This is a genomic window from Facklamia sp. P13069 (genome assembly GCF_050409405.1).
Lineage (GTDB): Bacteria > Bacillota > Bacilli > Lactobacillales > Aerococcaceae > Facklamia.
Genome location: NZ_JBNUPN010000014.1, coordinates 18,335 through 40,742 on the forward strand (window position 1 = coordinate 18,335; position 22,408 = coordinate 40,742).

18 protein-coding genes are annotated in these 22,408 nt (G+C 35.9%); 2 read left to right on the forward strand and 16 right to left on the reverse strand.

Annotated features, from left to right (window positions below; genetic code table 11):
• Window positions 1-22 precede the first annotated feature (22 nt).
• Window positions 23-1,480 carry a proline--tRNA ligase gene (gene proS, locus ACQV2T_RS05500; protein WP_428873996.1) on the reverse strand — a complete coding sequence of 486 codons (1,458 nt, stop codon included), beginning with the start codon at window positions 1,478-1,480 and terminating at the stop codon, window positions 23-25.
• Window positions 1,481-1,745: 265 nt separating this feature from the next.
• Entirely contained in the window at window positions 1,746-2,363 is a 618-nt protein-coding gene (gene lepB / locus ACQV2T_RS05505; RefSeq protein ID WP_428875128.1) for a signal peptidase I, read from the reverse strand.
• Between the two features lie 211 nt (window positions 2,364-2,574).
• Between lepB and ACQV2T_RS05510 the strand changes: the two genes are divergently transcribed.
• Window positions 2,575-3,330 carry a class A sortase gene (locus tag ACQV2T_RS05510; protein WP_428873994.1) on the forward strand — a complete coding sequence of 252 codons (756 nt, stop codon included), beginning with the start codon at window positions 2,575-2,577 and terminating at the stop codon, window positions 3,328-3,330.
• A gap of 54 nt (window positions 3,331-3,384) precedes the next feature.
• Here the strand turns inward: ACQV2T_RS05510 and ACQV2T_RS05515 are convergent, their stop codons facing one another.
• From ACQV2T_RS05515 to ACQV2T_RS05525, 3 genes are all read right to left on the reverse strand, one after another.
• Window positions 3,385-3,867 (reverse strand): LURP-one-related/scramblase family protein, encoded by a 483-nt coding sequence (locus ACQV2T_RS05515; protein ID WP_428893340.1) that lies wholly within the window; start codon window positions 3,865-3,867, stop codon window positions 3,385-3,387.
• A gap of 124 nt (window positions 3,868-3,991) precedes the next feature.
• Entirely contained in the window at window positions 3,992-4,648 is a 657-nt protein-coding gene (gene phoU, locus ACQV2T_RS05520) for a phosphate signaling complex protein PhoU (protein ID WP_428873991.1), read from the reverse strand.
• Between the two features lie 136 nt (window positions 4,649-4,784).
• Window positions 4,785-5,993 (reverse strand): LysM peptidoglycan-binding domain-containing protein, encoded by a 1,209-nt coding sequence (locus ACQV2T_RS05525; RefSeq protein WP_428893341.1) that lies wholly within the window; start codon window positions 5,991-5,993, stop codon window positions 4,785-4,787.
• A 217-nt stretch (window positions 5,994-6,210) separates the two neighbouring features.
• On the opposite strand from ACQV2T_RS05525, the gene ACQV2T_RS05530 reads away from it, so the two are divergent.
• Entirely contained in the window at window positions 6,211-8,223 is a 2,013-nt protein-coding gene (locus ACQV2T_RS05530; RefSeq protein ID WP_428893342.1) for an acyltransferase family protein, read from the forward strand.
• 46 nt (window positions 8,224-8,269) lie between these two features.
• Here the strand turns inward: ACQV2T_RS05530 and rlmH are convergent, their stop codons facing one another.
• From rlmH to ACQV2T_RS05585, 11 genes are all read right to left on the reverse strand, one after another.
• Window positions 8,270-8,749 (reverse strand): 23S rRNA (pseudouridine(1915)-N(3))-methyltransferase RlmH, encoded by a 480-nt coding sequence (gene rlmH / locus ACQV2T_RS05535; protein ID WP_428874024.1) that lies wholly within the window; start codon window positions 8,747-8,749, stop codon window positions 8,270-8,272.
• 103 nt (window positions 8,750-8,852) lie between these two features.
• On the reverse strand, window positions 8,853-10,145 hold the full coding sequence (locus ACQV2T_RS05540; protein WP_428873988.1) for a S1C family serine protease: 1,293 nt from the start codon (window positions 10,143-10,145) through the stop codon (window positions 8,853-8,855).
• Window positions 10,146-10,260: 115 nt separating this feature from the next.
• Window positions 10,261-11,151 carry an MBL fold metallo-hydrolase gene (locus ACQV2T_RS05545; RefSeq protein ID WP_428876480.1) on the reverse strand — a complete coding sequence of 297 codons (891 nt, stop codon included), beginning with the start codon at window positions 11,149-11,151 and terminating at the stop codon, window positions 10,261-10,263.
• Window positions 11,152-11,185: 34 nt separating this feature from the next.
• Entirely contained in the window at window positions 11,186-13,105 is a 1,920-nt protein-coding gene (locus ACQV2T_RS05550; protein ID WP_428885218.1) for a DUF2207 family protein, read from the reverse strand.
• Between the two features lie 19 nt (window positions 13,106-13,124).
• Complete coding sequence (locus tag ACQV2T_RS05555; RefSeq protein WP_428893343.1) at window positions 13,125-14,921, reverse strand: DUF2207 family protein; 1,797 nt, start codon at window positions 14,919-14,921, stop codon at window positions 13,125-13,127.
• Between the two features lie 131 nt (window positions 14,922-15,052).
• On the reverse strand, window positions 15,053-15,940 hold the full coding sequence (gene yycI, locus ACQV2T_RS05560; protein WP_428873984.1) for a two-component system regulatory protein YycI: 888 nt from the start codon (window positions 15,938-15,940) through the stop codon (window positions 15,053-15,055).
• Between the two features lie 26 nt (window positions 15,941-15,966).
• Window positions 15,967-17,391, reverse strand: coding sequence for a two-component system activity regulator YycH (locus ACQV2T_RS05565; protein ID WP_428873982.1), 1,425 nt, complete (start codon window positions 17,389-17,391; stop codon window positions 15,967-15,969).
• Entirely contained in the window at window positions 17,391-19,241 is a 1,851-nt protein-coding gene (locus tag ACQV2T_RS05570) for an ATP-binding protein (protein WP_428873981.1), read from the reverse strand. The genes ACQV2T_RS05565 and ACQV2T_RS05570 overlap by 1 nt, the downstream gene beginning before the upstream one ends.
• Window positions 19,242-19,252: 11 nt before the next feature.
• Window positions 19,253-19,957 carry a response regulator YycF gene (yycF, locus tag ACQV2T_RS05575; RefSeq protein ID WP_428873980.1) on the reverse strand — a complete coding sequence of 235 codons (705 nt, stop codon included), beginning with the start codon at window positions 19,955-19,957 and terminating at the stop codon, window positions 19,253-19,255.
• Window positions 19,958-20,107: 150 nt separating this feature from the next.
• Window positions 20,108-20,791: an O-methyltransferase gene (locus ACQV2T_RS05580; protein ID WP_428873979.1), complete on the reverse strand. Its 684-nt coding sequence runs from the start codon at window positions 20,789-20,791 to the stop codon at window positions 20,108-20,110.
• A gap of 70 nt (window positions 20,792-20,861) precedes the next feature.
• A complete protein-coding gene (locus tag ACQV2T_RS05585; protein WP_428874023.1) occupies window positions 20,862-22,259 on the reverse strand; it encodes a hemolysin family protein in 1,398 nt (465 codons plus the stop codon).
• Between the last annotated feature and the right edge of the window lie 149 nt (window positions 22,260-22,408).

Consider the following 22,408-nt stretch of genomic DNA (forward strand, 5'->3'; position numbering starts at 1 on the left):
CTTTCAACCTATTGGTTATTTTTTAATACGCTCTTGCAATCCAAACGGTTTCTTTAGCTGGCTTCCCAGATACAAGGCATTTATCTTTCTTAACCAGAGCATTTTCACCTGCAAAATAATTTTCAAACGGTAAATTACGTGTTGTAAAGCCTGTTAATTCCTTAATCTTAGCTTCTGATTCCTCACTACCATCCCAGCCAACTAATACCCAACCTGGGGTTTCATTGGCTGCCTTTTTATTTTCAATATGGTCAATCAATTCATCTAGAGTATCAATATGAGTATACATATTGGCCTGATTGCGTTGGCGAGCTTTTTCTAAAAGACGATTTTGCATTAAGGCTAAAGCTTGATGAACTTGTTCAGCCAAGCCATCCATTGTGATGGCATTTTTTTCATCTTCATCTCTGGCTTTCATAATCACTTGATTATTTTCAATGTCTCTTGGACCCACTTCTATACGAATAGCCGCTCCACGCAACTCCCACTCATTAAACTTATAACCTGCTGAGTTATCTGAATCATCAATATAAGTTCTAACACCTGCTGCTTTTAATTGAGCGTCTAAGTCTTTTACTTTTTCAAGCACTTGGTCTAATTTTTTCTTAGGTCCAACGGGAATGAAAACAACCTGCTGAGGAGCTATGGCTGGTGGTAGAACCAATCCTTGATCATCTGAATGGGTCATAATCATTGAACCGATTAAGCGGGTCGAAACACCCCAAGAAGTGGTATGGGCATAAACGTGCTCATTATCTTTATTTAAATAACGAATATTAAAAGCTTCTGCAAATTTAGTTCCCATATAATGAGAAGTTCCTGCTTGCACAGCTTTACCATCTTGCATCATGGCTTCAACTGAAAATGTTTGCACCGCTCCGGCAAAGCGCTCCGAAGGAGTCTTCTCACCTTTGAAGACCGGTACTGCTAATAATTCTTCTAATAATTCAGCATAGATTTCTAGCATACGCATGGTTCTATGACGAGCATCTTCCTCATCAGCATGAGCAGTATGTCCTTCCTGCCATAAAAACTCAGAAGTTCTTAAAAAAGGCAAAGTGCGTTTTTCCCAACGGAAAACATTGGCCCACTGATTAATTTCATAAGGTAAATCACGGTAGGAATTAATCCAATTAGAAAACGCATCGCCTATCATGGTTTCTGAAGTCGGTCTTAAGGCCAATCTTTCTTCCAAAACTTCACCAGCTGCTTCAGTTACCCATGGCAGTTCTGGACTAAATCCTTCAATATGATCTTTTTCACGAGTAAAGAAAGACTCAGGAATAAGCATTGGGAAGTAGGCATTGCGAATACCTTCTTCTTTTAAACGCTTATTAAAATATTCTTGAATATGTTCCCAGATTTCATAACCATTTGGTTTAAAGATTATACAGCCTCTGACTGGTGAATAATCCATTAAATCTGCTTGTTGAATTGTTTGTAAATACCATTTCGAAAAATCTTCTTTACGAGTAACCATTATTTTCCTCCTATAAATAAAAAATAACTGCCTTCATCCTATCAAGGACGAAGCACAGTCAGTCTCCGCGGTACCACCTTATTTGCATCTTAAAAATGCCCACTCAAGGCGATAAAGGAGCCACCTGATTTCAATAAGATAGTAGGTTCATTTGCTGAGTGGGGAGACACTTCCATCCTCTGCCTCTTGCTGGGGACCATCTACAAATTACTAGTCTATTTTTACTTCTTATTATAAAGAATCAAGGAATAAAAACAAGCCTAAGTTATTCTAAAACAATAGCATCACCTTGAGAATTGAGATCGTAATCAGGCAATTTACCAAAATTCTTTAGTGGCCAATAAATAAAAGTAGCTTTACCAATTACCGAATCAGAGTCTATCAAGCCAAAAGTTCGTCCATCAACAGAATTTTGCCGATTATCCCCCATTACAAAAAACTTGCCTTCAGGAACTACATCTTCACCTGTATATTTATACATTTCAAAATCTTCGGTAAAGTTTCCACCACCATTCGCTTGATACTCTTGCGCCTTTTCATCTAAGTAAAACTCATCCACCCTCTGTCCATTAATTATCAGCTGATCATCTTGATAAGCAATTTTATCGCCAGGAACTCCAATCACACGCTTCACATAAAGCTTGGGTTCTTTACCGGGTAGTGGATTAGGTTGAGGGAAAATCACAACATCAAAACGCTCGATATCTGATAGTTTCCACATCCAAACCTTTTCGCCATCTTCCAAAGTATGTTCCATTGAGGAACCATCTACCGAAAAGGGTTGTGCAACATAATGATAAAAGGTAAATAATACAGCTAACCAAATAGCCATATACATTAACCAAGAAAAAATCTCTTTAAAAAATCGTTTTGTCTTCTCCATAAGTCACCTCTAAACTTTCTGTTTCTTATTTTATAACTTTTCCACCAAAAATGCATCTTGTATTGGTATTCTTGTAAAAAAATATGCTATTATGATTTTAATTCGAAAATTATGAATTAAGTGTGTTATTTGAGCTGTTTTATTTTATTTGACATTCAAAAATGTTAAAATAAGTTTAATTACTTTGTTGATAGTATTGGAGGAATAAATAATGAATCGTAAACCTAACCCTGGCCCTTCGCGTAGCCGGATGCACCAAAAAAGAAAACGTCGTTTTTCTTTTTCAACTCTTATCGGTGTTCTATTAATTATTGTGGCACTAGGGCTTTTATTAGTGAACCCCTTAAAGAACTACCTCATTCAAAATAAAACCAATGATATTCAAATTTCTAATATGACTCGTGATCAAATTCTAGCTAACCAACAAAAAGATGTCACTTTTGACTTCGAGGATATTCAACAAGTAGATCCTTTTACCGTTATTTCTAGTAGTGTGAATCCTAAGGACCTACCCGTTATTGGCGGAATTTCAATCCCTGAATTAAAGATTAACTTACCAATTAATAAAGGAACATCTAATGAAGGCATGTTCTTCGGAGCAGGAACGCTCTCGGCTGATCAAAAAATGGGTGAATCCAATTATGCCCTAGCTAGCCATCACATGTATGATCAATCTTTACTTTTTTCTCCACTTAAAGACGCAAAAAAAGGACAGAAAATTTATATGACTGATTTAGATAATATCTATGTTTATGAAATTTCTTCCATTTTAGTAGTAGACCCTTCAGCCGTTGAAGTGCTAAACCCTTCATCTGAACCAATTGTTACCTTGGTTACTTGTACTCAGGATTTTGTTAACCGAATCATCGTGCAAGGAAAACTAAAGGAAAAAGTTCCAATTGACGATGCAAGTAATGAAATGATGAACGCTTTTAAAATTGAAAGAAAAATAGCTAACAATACTTAAGCAATAATTAAACTGCCTATTCACTTTATAAATGGAGTGAGCAGGCAGTTTTTATTAATTAGAATCTAAGTCCATTGCTAAATCGATGGCTAAAATAGTTGCTAAAACCAAAACTGTATCTACACTTTCAGCTAGAATGTCCATTTCAAAGGTATCTGACCAAGAAAGAATCTTTTTCTTTATACGAGCTATTGGCTGTCTTTTAGAGTCTTTAATCATGTAATCATGTTGAAAAATACTGCCATCAACTACCCAATCTACCCCTTTTACCACATACTGAGGCTTAAAGAAGGTAAATTTTTTATGAATTCGACAAAAGAATTTACCCTCTTGGATGACATCGACTGTCGGTAAAAGTGATAAAACTTTTTGATTAACTTCACATAAAATTTTTCCTGATTGAACATCAAGAATTTTTGTTTTTCGACCGATTGAAATTAATTTACTATCTACTCGATATATTGGGCTTTTATTTTGATCATAAATATCAAAATCTTGTTTAAATGACCACATTTTTTGTTTCATATAGAGCTTCATAAAATCCCTCCTCCTATTCTTATTTTATCACACGGACCTAGTTCTGCTCACCTAATTAGACATAATCAAAAAAACAGTAGGTCTTTTAAGACCTACTGAATCTTTCTGCTCTAAGTAAAAATAATTAATTTAAGTATACAGTTGAACCGGTTTCTAAATATAAAACATGTTCACAGATATTGGTAATATAATCACCTATACGTTCTAAACTAGATACTAAATCAATCGTAAAGATTCCTGCTGGAATACAATCTTCGTTGGTAGCCATTCTTAAAGTAACTTCTTCAAAAACAAGATCATACTGTTTGTCAATTTGGCTATCCATAAGGGCAATCTGACTAGCCTCTTGAATATCACCATTTTCGATGATACCTGCTAATGGTTCAAACATTAACTGTAAACGTTCTACCATTTGATTCACAATAATCATCACGTCTTGATAATTTGAAAAATCAGGCTTATTTCGCTTGATACGTTTAGCAATTGTAGTAGTATGTTCTGCAATACGCTTCAGTTCAACACTAGTATTTAGCAATGCAAATATGTAACGAAGATCTGCTGCAACGGGTTGCTGTAAAGCGACTATAAGATAGGCATCTTTTTCTAATTCAACAGATAATTCATTAATTTTCTCATTCATTTCAAGCGTTGAAACTGCAAGCTCATTATCTGAGGCAATAACTGCTTGATGGGTGTTATCAAAAATACTTTGCGTTAAATCAAACATTTGGTTAATTTTTTTAAACAAACCTTGTAATTCTTGTATATAAATTTTCCGCATATTTTGTCCTCCCTTCTAGAATTTATTTTATCATCTACTTATTATAACAACATTGTAAGCGCTTGTCAAACTGCCTAAATTGTTTTTAAAATAAAAAGTTCTCACCATTAATTATAGCGAGAACTTTAATTATCAATTAGTTATTAAATGAGACATGTACGTGGTCATAATGGTTTTGTGTCACACTACCACGATCTTCCATTTGTTGCCATTGGCCGCCTGTCCAATGGCCATAGATTTGTTGTTTCCAGATAACATAAGCGATATTACTATTACCCATATTAGCTACTGCATCTGCAGCGATTTGGTCGCCTAATGCTGAACCTACGGGCACCATAAAGTCAACAGCTAATCCTTTACCATGGTCTCCGCTATCTCCAGGTCTTAGCCCGTATGCAGCAACTCCATATTGATTAGCAATTCGACTACCATAATTAGCCGCTGATTGTGATACACCAGCTAAGGTCGATGGTGTCGTATAATCATTACTTACTTCTTCAATGACTTCCTCTACAACTTTCTCAGTAACAGGCACTTCTTCTACTATTACTACTTCTTCAGTGACCTCTTGAATAGCTGTTGTTGTTTTTGTCAACTCTTCTGACGCTAGTGGTTGTTCAACTTCCTCAATAACACTTTCTATTTCAACAGCACTAGATTGTGTTGTCTCAACTTCAAGCTCTTCAGCTTCAATAACTTCCTCTTCACTTACAGGGTTTACTGTAATTTCTCCAGTAGTTGAAACTTCCTCAATAGTCCTGTCCACGACTTCGTCAGTTAAGACTTCTTCTACTAGAGGGAGCTCGTTTAATAACTCTTCAGATGATTCAGCAACTTCTTCTAATTGGACTGTTTCTTCAGCTATTGCTAACTCTTCTTCCACTTCAAAATCATCTGCTTCATTGACATTTAAAATGATCTCTTCAACTACAACTTCTTCTTCAAGAACAACTGCTTGATCTTCAGTTTCAACTTCTGGAGTTAGACTGACTGGAATGTCCATTTCAAATGTTTCCCCAGCGGATGTTTCAACGTTTAACTTTTCAGCTTTATGATTAATATCATATTGAGCGACTAGTTTTGTTTTTGGGTAAATAAGGTTAACATTTTCAATTTGGTTAGCTTCAGCAAGAAAAGCTAAATCAATATCCATCGCTTCAGCAATTGCTCCAAGGGTGTCTCCATATTTAACAATGTAAGTCATTTGATTATCTTCATCTGCCATTAGTTCAGCACTTATTTCTTCAACCGTGCGCGCATTCCAATTCTGAGCAGATGTAATCGCCACAGGCGTAAGCATCAGCATTAGAGAAGCACCTAAACTCACTTTCTTATTAAATTTCATTTATATACACCTCAATAGTTTGTTTTCTTAAGTAATTGTAGTTTAAATCAACTGCTTTTCTTAAACAAGCTTTGAACAGTCAAATCAAAGAATTGATTTGGATCTGTAACCTCTCAAACATATTAGGCCGTTTTATGTAATCTGTTTGTAAAATTTCACCTTTCTTTCAAATTTTTATGCTAGAATTATTTCAACAAATCAATAAAGGAGGGTTATTATGGCTAGAATTAAATCGTTTGATGGTATTAAAGGAATTGCAATTCTTTTTATTATTCTCTATCATTTATGGCCAACTATTTTCCCCGGTGGATTTTTGGCAGTCAATCTTTTTCTCGTTTTAGGAGGTTATTTTTTAACTATAAAACTTTACCAAGATAAAAGGGTAGAGTCTTGGCAATCATTATTCTTTCTTTTCAAAAAAACAGTCCAACGCTTGTTCTTTCCGATGATGTGGTTAATTATATTAATTTTATTTTTCCTTCAAATTTTTAACCCTCTCATACTTAAGTCTATGCGCAACGAACTGTTTGCTAGTCTCCTTTTTGCCAATAATTACTTTCAAATTCTAAACGGTCGCTCTTACTTTACGGATATGGCTGTAACTTCTTATTTAACACACTTATGGTATGTAGCCGTTTATCTCCAATCCTTTTTAATAACTGGACTCTTAGTCTTCTTAAGCAAAAAAATAAAAGTACCTGCTATCTATTTAGGCCTATTTTGGCTCTTTATCTTTAGTCTATGTACTTTCTTAACTGCAAATGGTTATTCCTATCAAAAGGATCCCTCAAACATTTATTATAGTTTTCAAACGCGGTATGCTTCTTTTGCGATAGGGATAGCGACTTATTACCTTATTCTAGTAATCCAAGAAACAGTTGAAGAACTTCAAAGACGACAATTAAGGATCCATTACTTCTTTATCGTGATAATAGCTCTAATTCTATTGCTTATTCAGTTTCTTTCTCAATCCGATCAAGAAGCAGCAGGCTATTTATTAGGACTTCCTTATTCTAATTTACTTACTGCCCTATTTATTTTAGGTGCTGGGCAGAAATTCATCGTTTTTGAAAAGTTATTAGGTAACAAAATTTTCACTTGGTTAGGTAGAAGATCTTATAGTATATATCTTTGCTATTATCCTTTATTAGTTGTCACTTTTAGTTTTCAACGTTTATTTGCTAATCACATGAATATTTTAAAATTAATCGGCCTATGCTCAATTATCCTTTTTTCTTCTATTTTTTATTATATTTTTGAGTCTAATCGTTTCCATATACTCTTCTCAAACAAAATCAGCCTAAGAAGGAAGCTCTACTGGGTTAAAAGATATTTATATTTCCCAAATAGCAACAAAAAAGATTTTGCCTTTGCAACAAGCTATCTTTTTTTAATAATTTCTAGTTTGATTGGCCTGCTTCGAAGTGATAATCATATACCACTAGCTTTATTTGATCTCCAATATGGAATCTACGCTACCAATCCCAATCCATTTAGTCCTTATTATAAAGTGGATCAGTCATTTAAAAAATCTCAAAAACGTTTAAATGATTTTGATCAACTAGCAGCTAGTAATTTTTCATATTCCATCAACCAAACAACACTAGCGGATAAAGTCATACAATCTATCCAAAAAGACTCTATCTTAAATCAGATTGCCAGTCTTTCTCAAGAAAAAAGACAAAGATTCGAAGAAATTCAACAGCAATTTCCTAAGCTGGCAACTATCCTCAGCCCGCAAGAAATACTCTATGCTAATGACCTTCCAGTCACATTATTCGGTGATTCAGTGGCTCAATTTATTGGAGCTAATATTAACACATTTTTTGATCAGGCTAATGCATTTGGTTATGTTAGTTTAAACATTTGGACATCTTACGATAAATTCCAAGCGCTTATAGACCAGGGTTTAGTGAAGGAAAACTTAGTCGTTAACTTAGGAACTAACGGGGGGTTGGATGTTCCGGCCGTTGAAAAATTGATAAAGATGGCTGGTGAGCGAGAAATATACTTAGTTAACTCAAACTCTGACATCGAATTTTTAGATCAAATTGATCAAGTGATTCAAACACTTACTCAAAAATACTCTAATGTTCATTTAGTTGATTGGCGAGCTATCTCAACAGGTCATCCGGAATATTTTCGAGAAGACGCTATTCACCCAAGTGTGGAAGGTGCGGAGTTTTATCTTTTAGAATTGGCTAAAACAGTCTATCAAAATCGGCTTTAATACATTCAACCTCAGATGGAAACTAGCCATCTGAGGTTTTTTGTACTTATTTATGATAGGCATGATTGTTTAAAATGCGGAAAGCTCGATAGATTTGTTCAATTAAAACTAGTCGTATCAACTGATGAGGAAGCGTTATTCTACCAAATGAGATAGCTTTATCACTTGTTTTTTTTAATCGTTCAGCCAATCCTAAAGACCCGCCAATAATAAAACTAATGTGCGAGTGTCCATAAGTAGCAAATTGATTGATTGATTCAGCTAAATCCTCTGATGATATTAAGTCTCCCTCAATAGCTAAAACAAAAACTTTACTTTGTTTATTTAATTTCTTCTCTATGCGCTCAGCCTCTTGTTCTAAAAGCTGTTCAACCTCCGTGTCAGTCATTTGCTCTTTAGTTGATTCATCGGCTACTTCATGAATTGAAACCTTTGCATAAGCTGACAATCTTTTGAGATATTCAGACATTCCTGCTTTAATGTACTTTTCTTTGACTTTGCCCACACAGATTATATCAACACGTATCATTCCTTACTCCTTTCATTAGGTGGATAACTGTTAATAAAACAAAGACTTATCCACAGTTTATTTTAAATGCTGTGGATAAGCCTGTATGTTTGTGGATAAACTAGTAAGGAACTGCACTATTCGATTCTTCAGACTCTTCTTCGGATGGGAAAGGCTGAATTTCTGTCGGGTTTTCAACCGCTGCTTCTAAAGTGATTTCTATCTCCATGTCTTCTTTAGCACGGCGGATAGATAATTTCACTTTATCGCCAACTTTATATTCATAAAGGAATTTTTTCAAGTCATTAATCGTCTCTATTTCCTTGCCATCAATAGCACGTATCAAGTCGTACTCTTTAAGACCAGCTTTAGCAGCAGACCCTTCAGGTTCTACTTCACGGATAAAGGCCCCCTTTACATCTTCATCATTCAAGCCCATTACTTGGGTGCGATAATCTGGATGGACTAATCTCAAGCTAGTATAACGGATGCCCAATACAGGTCTAACGACTTCGCCGTTTTTCTCAAGTTGGCCAATAATATCCACTACATCTGAAGATGGAATGGCAAAGCCCATTCCTTCGACATCGGTCGCTGATAGTTTGCTTGAATTAATTCCAATTAATTGGCCGGCAGAATTTAAAAGGGCTCCTCCTGAATTACCAGGGTTGATGGCCGCATCCGTTTGCAGTAAACTCATATCCCAGTCTGGTACACCATCGCCATTTAAATCCACTGGCACAGATCGATCTAAACCAGAAACAATCCCTTTAGTTACTGATGTTGCAAACTCACTACCTAAGGGTGAACCAATTGCAATAGCGACTTGTCCAACTTGAACATTATCAGAATCAGCAAATTCTAAGGATTTACTTGCTGCAGAAGCATCAATTGTTATTACAGCTAAATCACTTAAGGCATCACTTCCAATAATTTCTGCTTTGACAGTTTCACCATTTTTTAAACGAACTTCTAAAGCATCTGCTCCTTCAATTACATGATGATTGGTAACAATGTATGCTTTATCGCCATCTATGCGATAGACAACTCCTGACCCTTCTCCAATCACTTGCAAATCTTGATCTTCTTCATCTGGTATGAAGTATTGGTTATATTGATATTCCCAAAAAGGATCTAATCCTTGATAACTTTTTTGCATGTTTGCAATGGACACCACTGCCTCACTTGCCTGATCCACTGTGTCTACCATATTCTGTTCATTTTCTGGTAGTTGAACAGAGTCGGCAGTTTTAATGGTGCTTTCCACCTGAGAGGGTTCTTGTGAAAAGGCCGAAAAATCATTATTAAAACTCAAACTACCTGCCAATAATAATGATAGAGTCATGCCTGAAAGACCCACAAATATTTTACGCCAACGTTTTGTGCCATCATTTTGATTATATTCTTCTCTCATTTTACTATACGTCCTTTCTATTATACTTACAGAATGAACTATAACACTGTTTTTTTAAGAAAGTATGAATTATCATCGTTAATTTTAAAGTGAATTGTAGAAATTTGAGATCTGTTTATATTTTTTTAATAGGTGTGGCCTTAATTGGATCTGTCATATGAAGTTTTAAATCCCTTACAGTATCCACATCATAAGCTTGTAAAGTGTCTTCCATCGTTAACATGGCTAATTCTTTGGTATTATTATCCTGACTTAAATGTCCGAGGTAGATATCTTTGGTTTTGGATCCCATTAAGTCTCGGATAGCTAGTGCTCCATCTTGATTAGATAAATGACCTTTATCACTAAGAATACGTTGTTTTACAGACCAAGGATAAGGACCATATCTCAAAAGTTCAATTTCATGATTAGCCTCTATTAAATAGGCATCCGCATTCCTAAGTTGACTGCGCAATCGATCGGAAACATAACCTGTATCCGTCAACATTACAAATTGTTTATTGCCTTTTTGAAAGGCATAAAACTGTGGTTGGGCTGCATCGTGACTCACATTATAACTCACAATATCAATATCACCCAATTGTAACATGGTCTCCGGTTCAATATATTGTTTGTTTTCTGGAGCAATCTCACCAATCATTCGATCCATGGCCTTCCAAGTTTCTCTATTAGCATATATAGGAAGATTGTACCGTCGAGAAAGAACTCCCACCCCATGAATATGATCTTTGTGCTCATGAGTGACGAAGATAGCATCGATTAGATTAAGGTCTCGATCGATTTGTTTAAATAAAGCCTCAATTTTTTTCCCACTTAAGCCTGCATCAACTAGAAATCTTTTTTGGCCCGATTCAATATAAGTGCAATTGCCAGTTGAGCCACTTGCTAAAATTGAGAAGCTTAAATCAGTCCGTTGAGCTGAAATATCTTCTATCTTTTCTTTAGCCGTTTGACTTTGATAGTTGGTATATAATTGTTGCTCAAATTTTAACTTTGCTTCTTTCATTTGCGTTCACTCCTGTTCCGTTCTACACACTTACCTAAAATCCTCCAGAGAAAGTTCCACCGCCGGAGCCACCCATCGATCCACCAGAGAAACCACCTCCGAATCCACCCTTATTATTCCCTGCAAAACCACCTTGAGCTGTTGTTTGAGGGGAAACAGAATGAATAGTTTGAGTCACTTGATTGCGGAATAAAGACCCATAGAGGTATGGGTGCGCCAATGTATAGGGCCTGTGCTCTTGGGCATGAATTTCACTCGGCTTAAACTCCATTTCAATCGCTTTAACAACCCTGTCCGCTACTCCTAAACTAGTTGCAAAGACCAAATATTCTTCCCAAAGAGGTAAAGAGGCAATTTCTCTAACATTAAAACGCCCAATATCTTTTAACATCTTGCTGAAAGCACGCCATTTATCCCTCATTTCTTGTTGTTCGGTGGTCATAAGTGGTCGTTTTTTCATGATTATTCGCATATAGATGTATAGTCCAACTGATAAGACTGTTCCAATTCCGATAATCACCCCGATAAGTTTCATTGGTAATAACCGAGCGATATCCAAACTATATAGAAAGAGTAAATTAATAATAATTCCACCAATTATTAAAATAAGAGCTGTATTATTGGCCATTTCAATCTTTCGTGTTTCAGCTAAGGCTTGGCCTAAAAATTGTTCACCTTCTACTGCTAATTTATTTTTAAATCGTAACCAATAACGATATTGTTTCTTACGAAATGAAGGATTATCTTCAGCTAACTGGTCTAATTGTGCTAAAGTAACACCCGCTCCTTCATTTGCTTGAGTAAAGTAATCCCAAACAAATTTCTCATGCTCTAATATACCCTCAGGATAATCCGGACCCCAGTAAAGAGGAATAATCTTTACAGTCTCAGCAGACTGTTTCTTACCTGGTAGGGCCTCTATTTTCAACCAACCTTTTTGAACTAAGTGTAAAAGGGTCGCAACAAAGTCATCTTCATTTGGCCATTCACGAAGATATTTAGTTGCCATCTGACCAGGTGTGGTAGCTTCAGGTAGATCATAAAAATAATCTGGTACATAAACGGGGTGAGGATTTAACTGCTTCGATTGATGACGATATTTCATTAAACTAATTAAAAGCAATAAAGGCGGTCCGACTGACCCAAGTATAGCCATTATATAGGCAATCATTTTCATTTGATTTACATTTTGAGCATCTTTTTCGACTTGAGCTTGGGCAGCTGCTAAGAGTTGGTCTAATCGCTTTTCATCGATCTTATTCGAGTTAAGGGAGGTCCACTCCTTAGGAAACACAATCTGTCCTTCAACAAACTGACTGGCAGTGCGCTGAGGAACGTCTAGATAGACAACTGTTTTTTGGTCTTCTTCAACAATTTTCACTTCCCCTTGAGGAGCCCCATAACCCCATGCACGAACCTCTTCTTTAGTTTCAGCTTTTTGTGGCAGTTCAATGCGAATTTGAACATCTGTTGTAAAATCTGAGCGCCCAAATTTTCTAAGGAACTCTGCAGTGTCCTGATAATTGGTGACTAATTGTTCGAGGGTATATTGAAAAACAAAATACCTGCCTTCTTTTTCTAAGGGATAAAAGATCTTACTTGTAAGTCTACCGTTTTCTTCATGCATTTGATAGGTCCCTTTATTTTCATTGTCTGCTATGTCTAAAATCTCAATAGAGCTTTCTCTATCCTCACTAACGCCAACCGAAAAGTTTGAAAGTTGATAGCCCTCATGATCTAAATCAAATAAGACACCGTTCATAAAATTTGCATCATAATATTGATAATCTGTAAATTCAACGCTTCCATCTTCCATTACCTTGGCATTAATGAATTGCTCAGTAATTGAAAAATCAACTTCTTGTGCACTTATTATTGGGTTTAATGGACAAGCGAAAATACAAAGCGGTGTGACTACAAAAACCAAGATTTTTTGAAGGAAATGCTTAAACATTAAAATACCTCCCCTTTTACTAGTCACCTTCTGAAAAGCGACGTAACCAGTTGCCTTTAGGATCAATTAATTCAATCCATTCTTTAATAGCTGGTTGTAATATATTCGCAACGGACCCTCGGACACGATAAAAATCAGCATTTTGACTTCTACTAACTTTCTCTAAGTCTGCCATATCAAAGTGATGGGTAAAGGCTTGTTGAATGGTTGTTGTTTCATCTAAACAGACAGCATAGATCACTATTTTCTCCCACTGATCAATAGTTGAAAATCGCCTTAAATCAATTTGATTGATGTTACGTAAGTCTTGCTTAAATAAATTCCAAACGAGTCTTTGTTGATTATTTGATTTTTGATGTTTTTTTTGCTTGCTTAATAAGAAAAGAAAGACCAATTGAATAATGAGCATACTTGCAAGCGCTAATAAAATCCAAACTAACCATTGACTTCTTTGCTGATTAAACATGTCGTAAGAAATTCCTATAGCAAAGAGGACTGTCAAAACATTACTGGCAATGGCTAAAAGAGGTGAAAAATTTTTGTGTTTATTTTTTAAATGATCCGCTGAAACACTTTTCACTTCAATGGCATCAGTATATTTTTTCCACAAATCTTGATATTTCTTCTTTATTTGTTTTTGTTGGCGAATTTTTACAATAATTTCTTCTAAAGTTATGACTGCTCCTTCCTTCATACTTAAGCTAATTAACTCTAATGCATAGCGTTCATGGCTCGGAAGGTGGGTGTATCTTGATCGGTCTTCTAACAATTGAAAAGCCAGAGTGTAACCGCTTCTTATTCGACTGTGACTCCTATTTTTCATTCTAACCGGAAGAATCTTCAAATACCCTTTTCTTCCTAATTCTAACAGACTAGCCGCTAACTCATTAGACCCAGGGGCTTGATCATAAACAACCGCATTAATCAAACAAACATCCATCGGTTCAGGTATCATTCCTAATCTAGTCTTCTCAACCATGGGAATTGTGTCGTTCTTTTTATTTAATTGGTAGCTACGATAAAGAAAGAGGGTCGCAATAAGAGGAATAAGAATGGCTAAGAAGGTTCTTAATAATAATTGATACTCCTTTTGTTTAACTTGATCAGCGATATCTTTTTGAATTTGAGCTTCTCTAATTTCAATCGATTGTTTCCCTTTAATATCGATTATATTGGTATTATTGGGAGTAACCGATTTAGGGAAAAACATATGAAGAGAAAGAAGGTCATTATTCTCTGTAGGGTGATTGATGAAAAGATTCAAAGTAAAAGTGGTTTGACCTTCTTGATTAAGCATTTCGCTGTTTTCTTCTTTTCCTCCTTGTAACCAATAAGAAAGTGCTTCCTCCTCAATCAAGCCAGCAAAAGACATCATCAACTTCAGTTGGCTTTTTCTTTCTTTGGCTGTATCGACTAAAGGAATCCAGCTTCCTTCAAAATAAGCACCATCTTGGTAGTTAGTCACTGATTGCTCCAAATCATATTCAATAATATACTCCACTGTATCATTGACAACCGGATAGCTTATAATCAGCCTTGCTTCTTGTGGGGTTTGAGTCATTTGATAGCTTCCTGCTACTCCACTAGAAGTTTCAGCAAGATAATTAATGGATTGATCTTTTTCGATCATTCCCATTCGATAAGACGATAAATTCTGATTTTCAGTAGGAATACTTAATTCTAATTGATTCAGATACTCAGCCTGGATTTGATAATATAGACGTACTTGGGTCCTACCTTTAGCATCTATTGTCGCTTCAATGCTTTGTTCTTTGACTTCATAGGCATTTTCTTGAGCAATTACTGTATGATGCAAAACTCCTCCAATTAGAAAAACAGAAAGAATGATGCTATAAATTATGTGTTTTCGTAATGTCTGCAAACAAAAATAAGTCTTCATATCTCACACCTTTACTCTTTCACTACTAATTTTTAAAAAGTTATCTTTTAATTTTTGGGTTTTTTGTTAACAACATTACCCTTAATAGCATCCACTAATACTGAGATCGTCTGACCACTCTCTTTACGATAGTAGATTAATTCCCAAGCGGGTAAATATAAATTAAATTGCTTGGTTTCAACTGAACGAAAATAGCCTAAAGTCATTGAAACTATTTCAGCATCGTTGGGCAAGGTGGTATCAATTCGGTTTTCTACAACAGCAATTACCTCATTGGTTGAGATTAATTGTCTTTGATCTTCTAAACGTACAAAAGGCTCTTGATAGGTCTGCATATAAGAAATCATGTCATAATTTTCATCTAATAAAATACGAATCTCTGCTGTTCCATCAGAAATTGGTACTGCCGATTTCATGGAAGAATCTTCTAAACTTCCCCCTTTTTTAGTCACCATCCGAATGATAATCATTCGCTCTTGCGGAGAATACCAATGATTTAAATAAAATTCTCCATTAATAAAGTAAGTAGGGTCTTTTAAGATATTTTCATGAATCCATGCAAAATCTTCATTAGTTAAACTGTATGTTTCCTCTCCAAGAGAAATGTCTAATTCGACCGGACTTGAGAATTCACTAACCAAGACGCCATCTGGATCAAGTGAAACAATTTGATTTTGTAATTGTTGTCTTTTACTCCACAATTCATTGTTAGGGGTGTTTTTTAACACTGCCAATTCAGGAGCATTATCGTTCAATTCAACAGCATCCTTGAATTTAATTCCCCGATCTTTCATTTCCTGAACGGGATTAATTTGAGCTGTCGGGTCTTGAAAGTTGAGACCAAATGCTCCGCGCTCTACTAGGAGATAGGCTAAAAACATATCAAAAATTACAAAGAAAACAAGCAATATAATTTGTATCCTTTTGAAATCCATTTTTTCTCCCTTCTATCCTCAGTCAGCTAAGCATTGGTCCTGGCGTCTCTTTGCTGCAGCATAATGCGTAGACTGCCATCTTTTAATTGATCAATCGAATAGACTTGAGTCCCTACTACAAAAAACCACTTTGGTACCAAATTCACTTTCTTGAAGTTTTCCATATCTTTTTGCCATTCGAAGCCTAAAATAATTTGATTAAATTTTGAGAATTTGAGATTCTGTTCTTCTAAAAGCTCAGCAATTTCTGCTCCTGATTCAACAAGCTGAGGTGAAGATAAATCTGAAATGTTTACACCTAAAATCACTAAAGACATTTGTAACTTTTCTAATTTTAATTGACTGCGTTGCGAAGTGAATCTCAATTTGCTTGCTCCATAATCCGGTAAAGTAGGATCTGAAAAGATAGGCATCCCTGCTAAAAAGCGACGCAAAATCAACTGGTTATTTTGCTCAGAAAAGACTCTTACATCTTCCCCCCAATAATTAAACCGCTCAGCTAATTCTAAGCTTTTTTGCAATAAATCCTTTTGCGTTACTAAATCCTTTTGCGTTACTAAATCCTCTTCACTCCTTAAAAGACCGTTAATTTGATTATTATGATGGTTTACAGTCATAATATTGGTGTCATCATCAATCATCAAACTACTATTATAAGTATGATAAGAACGCACATTATTTAAGTCGGGTTGAGTAATATCAAAGTTAGCTCCTTCAAATACTGGATCAATAAAATAATTTTCAGGTACTTTTTCAAGAGAATACACTTGACTTGGAGAAGCTAAGGATTCTTTAGGCAGATACACTGTGTCTCGATTAATCTCATATTCAGCCATTTCAATTCGATCAGCAGATCCTGTAGCAATAGCGGCAAACAATTGCTCAATATCTATCGATCGTCTAATTCTCCCTTCCAAGAAGGATTTATTGACAGAATCTACAAAATAAACTTTTCCTGGCTTTTCAACGGGAAGGATGACACGGTTGACCTTGAATTGAGTAGATGCACCCTCTGGTATTTCGACCATATCTTCTAATAAAAGTAGCGAAATTTTTGTCAAATAGATAAATTGGATATGATCTTCGCCCATGATCTCATCCAATTGAATCGGATCAATTTGTGGTTGATTATCCACTAGCACAGTGATGGGCTCATCAGTTAATTTATGAACTTCTTGAAGAACTTGAGATTGATAAGCATGATAGTACTTACCTTCATTTTTAATAATAAGTTGGTAAGGGGCGACCAAGTCGGTAAGTTCTAACTGATGCGTTTGAAAATAGGGTTGATCAATCGTTACCTCACCTATCTGCATATCTGACTTAGGTAAATCAGCATATTTTTGATAAAGCATTTTAAAAGCTTGATTATTAATTAGAAAATAAGAAAAAACAATATTTATGAGAATAGCCACTATTAAAGAAACTGAAATCCAAATTCGTTTTTTCATTAGGCATCCTCCCAATCATCTTCGAACTCAAGCTCAGTATATGGAAGAGAGAAAAGGAATATTGAACCTTTATTCTCTTCACTTTTAACCCAAATTTTACCGCCATGAAGTTCAATTACTTCTTTAGAAATGGCTAACCCCAATCCAGTACCTCCCTGTTGGCGCGAACGTGCTTTGTCTACTCGGTAAAAACGATCAAACAGATAGGGAAGATCTTTTTGCGGAATTCCTAGGCCTGAGTCTTTCACACTAAATACAACATGGTCACGATAATCCGCCAAGGTTACAATTATCTTACTACCATCAGGGGAGTATTTCATCGCATTATTCATTAAGTTATCAATCACTTGAGTAATACGGTCTTGATCTATTTCTACATAAATTTCTTTTGAGGTTAAATGACGAACAATTTGGTACTTAGGTTTATCTTCACTTTCTAAGGTAAACTCTGCCCGGTCTAGGATATAGTTAACTAAACGCTTAAAATCAATATATTCAAAGTTTGGCTTCACTTGACCGCCATCTAGCTTAGACAAATCTAGCAAATTACCAATCATCCGAATCATGCGATTAGATTCTGATTGTATAACCTCAAGAAACTCCGGAGCAAGCATTTCATCTTTCCAAGCTCCATCCACTAGGGCTTCCGAATAAGACTTGATACTTGTCAGCGGGGTCCTTAATTCATGAGAAACATTGGAAACAAAGTCACGACGTTCTTGTTCATTTTTCTCTTGTTCAGTAACGTCTTGAATCACACAAACTAGGCCCGTTACAAAGCCTGTTTCTCGCCTGATCACTGAAAACTCACATTTTAAAACCGTCTTCATCCCATCGACGAAGCGATTAACTAAAACCTCATGATCCCCTTTTAAAAACTTAGCTAAGGTATAATTTTCATTAATGCCTAGAGTTTCTAAAATCGGCTGACCTACAGCTTCGTTTTGATACATATCTAATAAGAGTAAGGCTCGATCATTTACTAAGAGAATATTTCCTCGACGATCGGTACCAATTACGCCATCAGTCATATGTCTTAAAACACCATCTAAGCGTTGCTTTTCCGATTCAGTCGATTCTTGCGCATCTCTAACTTTTACAGCCAGGTCATTAATGGTTACAGCAAGGTCTCCTATTTCATCATGTCCAAAGACTTCAGCCGGAAAATCATATATTCCTTCCGAAATGCGTAAAGCTTGTTGCCGCATATTTTCAATCGGGGTAGTAATCCCTTGCGAAAGCACAAAGGCTAAAATAAAACCAGCTAAAATGGCAATTAAAATGGCTCTTAAAAAGAGATCTGTTACCTTCTCTCTTTGTTCATTTATCCGGTCCATTTCTGTTTGCACAGCAATAGCCCCTAGCATGACGGTTCGATCTCCCTTGTTCGAAAGAATCGGCTTCACCACATGATAAGGTTGTTGAAAACGAATGAAATAATCATCCTCTAAGGGACGTTGGTTAATTAAAACATTACGGACTAATTCATCATTCGTGCGAGTTCCAATCGAAGAACGCTCAGCCAAGTCATTAGTAGCTAATAGATAGTCTTGTGAATTAACAATTTGAATTTTAGTGGAATAGGTTGAACTGAAAGAATCCAGCGCCTGTTCTAGGCGCTGGTTACGGTCTTCAGTCGTCAATTGTTGATCTTCTAAAATGGGGACAACATTATTGGTAAGAAAATCGATTTGCGTATTTATCTGTTCCTTCATTGCAGTAACGGTCTGTGTTTCCAACTGATCAATAAAATAGATACTGACAAACTGAAAAACGATTACTAAAATCACTACAAATAGCAAGGGAATTTTCACATAAATCGATTGTATCCATAAAAACGAACGATTCATTAAACTGCTCCCTACTCTTGATCTGGGTTCTTAAGAAAATAGCCAACCCCTCTTCTGGTGATAATATAGGTCGGATGACTTGGTAAATCTTCAATTTTTTCACGTAAACGTCTTACAGTAACATCCACTGTTCGAACATCACCAAAGTAATCATAGCCCCAAACAGTTTCTAATAAATGTTCACGCGTCATCACTTGGCCAATATGTAAAGAAAGGTAATGTAACAATTCAAATTCTCGGTGAGTTAGCTCGATTTCAACTCCATTTTTTGAAACAATATAGGCATCTTGATGAATAATCAAGTCTCCCACTTCGATGTCATTATTTTGAGCAGCTTCTAGTTCTTCTTCTCTTACAGTATTTCGACGTAAATTAGCTTTAACACGAGCAACCAACTCACGGTTTGAAAAAGGTTTTGTCACATAATCATCTGCACCTAACTCTAGGCCTAAAACCTTATCGATTTCAGAGTCTTTAGCGGTTAACATAATAATTGGCACAGAACTGGTTTTTCGAATCTCACGGCACACCTCGAGTCCCTCAATTTTAGGGAGCATTAGATCTAACAAAATGAGATCAGGTGATTTTTCAGCAAACTTTTCAAGAGCTTCTTCACCATCATAAGCTGTCTCTACTTCAAATCCTTCATTTTTTAAATTAAATGTAATGATGTCTGAGATTGGTTTCTCATCGTCCACAACAAGAATTAATTTCACGCTGTTTCACTCCTTATCTCCTTCTCATAAAATAATTAACGAGGAAGGGTTTATTATTGAGCTTGCGACTCCTTTTTTCTTCTATGCATATTATACCTTTATCATGTAAATAGTCAAAATACGACACTTTTAATTGCTTTGTTTTTGGCTTTAAAAATCAATCTTATCTGATTCTTTACGAATCATTAGCAAACCATCTCCTAAAGGAATTAAACAAGAACGGTGTTCTTTGGAAGTTAAAACTACTTGATGCAACTCATTGAGTTTACGATGAATTTTACGAACCCGTTTGGGAATCTCTTTTTCGTCGTGTAAAATGGTTCCTCCTTGAAAAACATCGTCAATAATCAAGATCCCTCCAAGTCGCAAAAGACGCATACACTCAGGTAAAAATTCGATATATTTTGCCTTGGCGGAATCCATAAATATAAGATCATAAGCCTCATCTAGCTGGGGCAATAAGTCTGCTGCATCTCCTTCAAGAAGTTCAATACGATTATTTAGCCCTTGTTTAGCAAAATTTTCTTTTGCCCTTTCATACATATCAGGGTAGCGGTCAATGGTGGTTAAGTGTCCATCATTTCGTAAGTGCTGAGCCATTAAACTAGCAGAAAAACCAATAGCTGTTCCGATTTCTAAAATGCGCTGGGGTTGAAGACTTGCACATAAAAAATCAATAAACTTTGCTGTTTCATGAGGAATGACGGGTATTCCTCTCTCGTTAGCATAGGCTTCTATCTCTGCAACTTGTCCTTCAAAAGGCAATTGACCCTCTCGCATAAATTGAACGATGGATTCCATCACTACCGGTCGATGCATCATTTCATTTAACATACTTTCATCTCCTAATAAATAAAGAGTGAACGAGAAGGTCTTTTGACTCACTCGTTCACTGCGGTTTGTTTTATTTTTTTTCAGTATCTAAACCATAGTCATTATCCCGACGATCGCTATCGTGCTCAAATTCATAGAGACTATAATCTGTTTCTAAAGCATAGGCTGAATCATGAGTGACTTGAATACCACGGATTCTTCCATTTTCAACATTACTGGTCGTTAAGACATAGTCATTCATTCTGACTGATGTACGCTCGTCATCATCTGGTACATAGCCAATCACTTGAATCATCAAACCAGCGATAGTATCTACTTCCTCTGAGTCTAAGTGCTCATCAAAATAATGATTGAACTTTTCTAAGGTCATAACGCCATTAATGTAATAATTCATATCATCGATCTTGCGAACGACAGAAGCGGTAATATCGGACTCATCATTGATATCACCTACTATTTCTTCAATTAAATCTTCAAGAGTAACGATTCCCTCGACACCACCATACTCATCTCGTAAGATAGCCATATGGGTCTCTTCTCGACGGAATTCCAACAGCAAGTCATCAATATAGGCCGTAGAAGGGACAAATAGAGGATCGTTAGCAATTTCTAAAAAATCAATCTGATCAAAGCCTTGTTGACTGGCCGTTTTTAATAATTGCTTAACATGGAGCACACCAATGACATTATCTTTACTTTCTTCATAAATAGGCAAACGTGAAAAAGGACTATTTAAAATAGTTGTGAGAATTTCATCGTACTCATCTTCTATATCAACCATTTGTGTGTCGGTCCGTGGAACCATGACCTCTCTTGCAAGCTTAGAGTCAAGCGACAGGACTCCTTCAAGCATTGAATACTCCGCTAAATCGATTGTTCCTTCTTGTTGGCTTTGGGTTAGAATAGCCACCATTTCTTCACGGGTAAACTGGTCATTATCAGCATTGAAATCAATAGGTGTTAACCGTTTTAAAAAGCCAGTAGAAACCGATAATAAGGCAACAAATGGAGTGAATAGTTTTTGAACCCATTCAACAATGGCGCTAGTAGCCATAGCTACTTTGTCAGGCATTTGTAAAGCGATTTGTTTAGGGTAAAGCTCACCCAAGACCAAGGTCACATAAGAAAGCAAGACCGTTACTATCACTATTGAAAGTGACTTCGCACCCGGAAAAAATGGTATCCATCTTACTATATAATCTGCAAAACTTGTTGCAGCTGACGCAGATGAAAGGAAACCTGCCAAAGTAATTGCTACTTGGATGGTCGCTAAAAAATCATCTGCATTATCGATTAATCTCAGCACTCGTTGTGCTTTTTTGTTCTGCTCTTCTTCCGCTAACGTTCTCATTCTCGATTGGTTAATTGAAACAAAAGCAATTTCTGCTGCAGCGAAAAAAGCGTTAATTGCGGTTAAACATAAAATTAAGACTAATTGCGCTATCAGTGAATTCTCCGAAGAGTCCATAGTTAAGTTCATTTCTCCTTTATGCATCTAAAAATTTCGACTACTTTTATAATAGGTAATTTCAATATAAAAAGCAACACTTTATCTGGATAGAAACTAGCAAATTATTAAAAAACTATGAGAGAACGATTGCGCATTTTGATTACTAT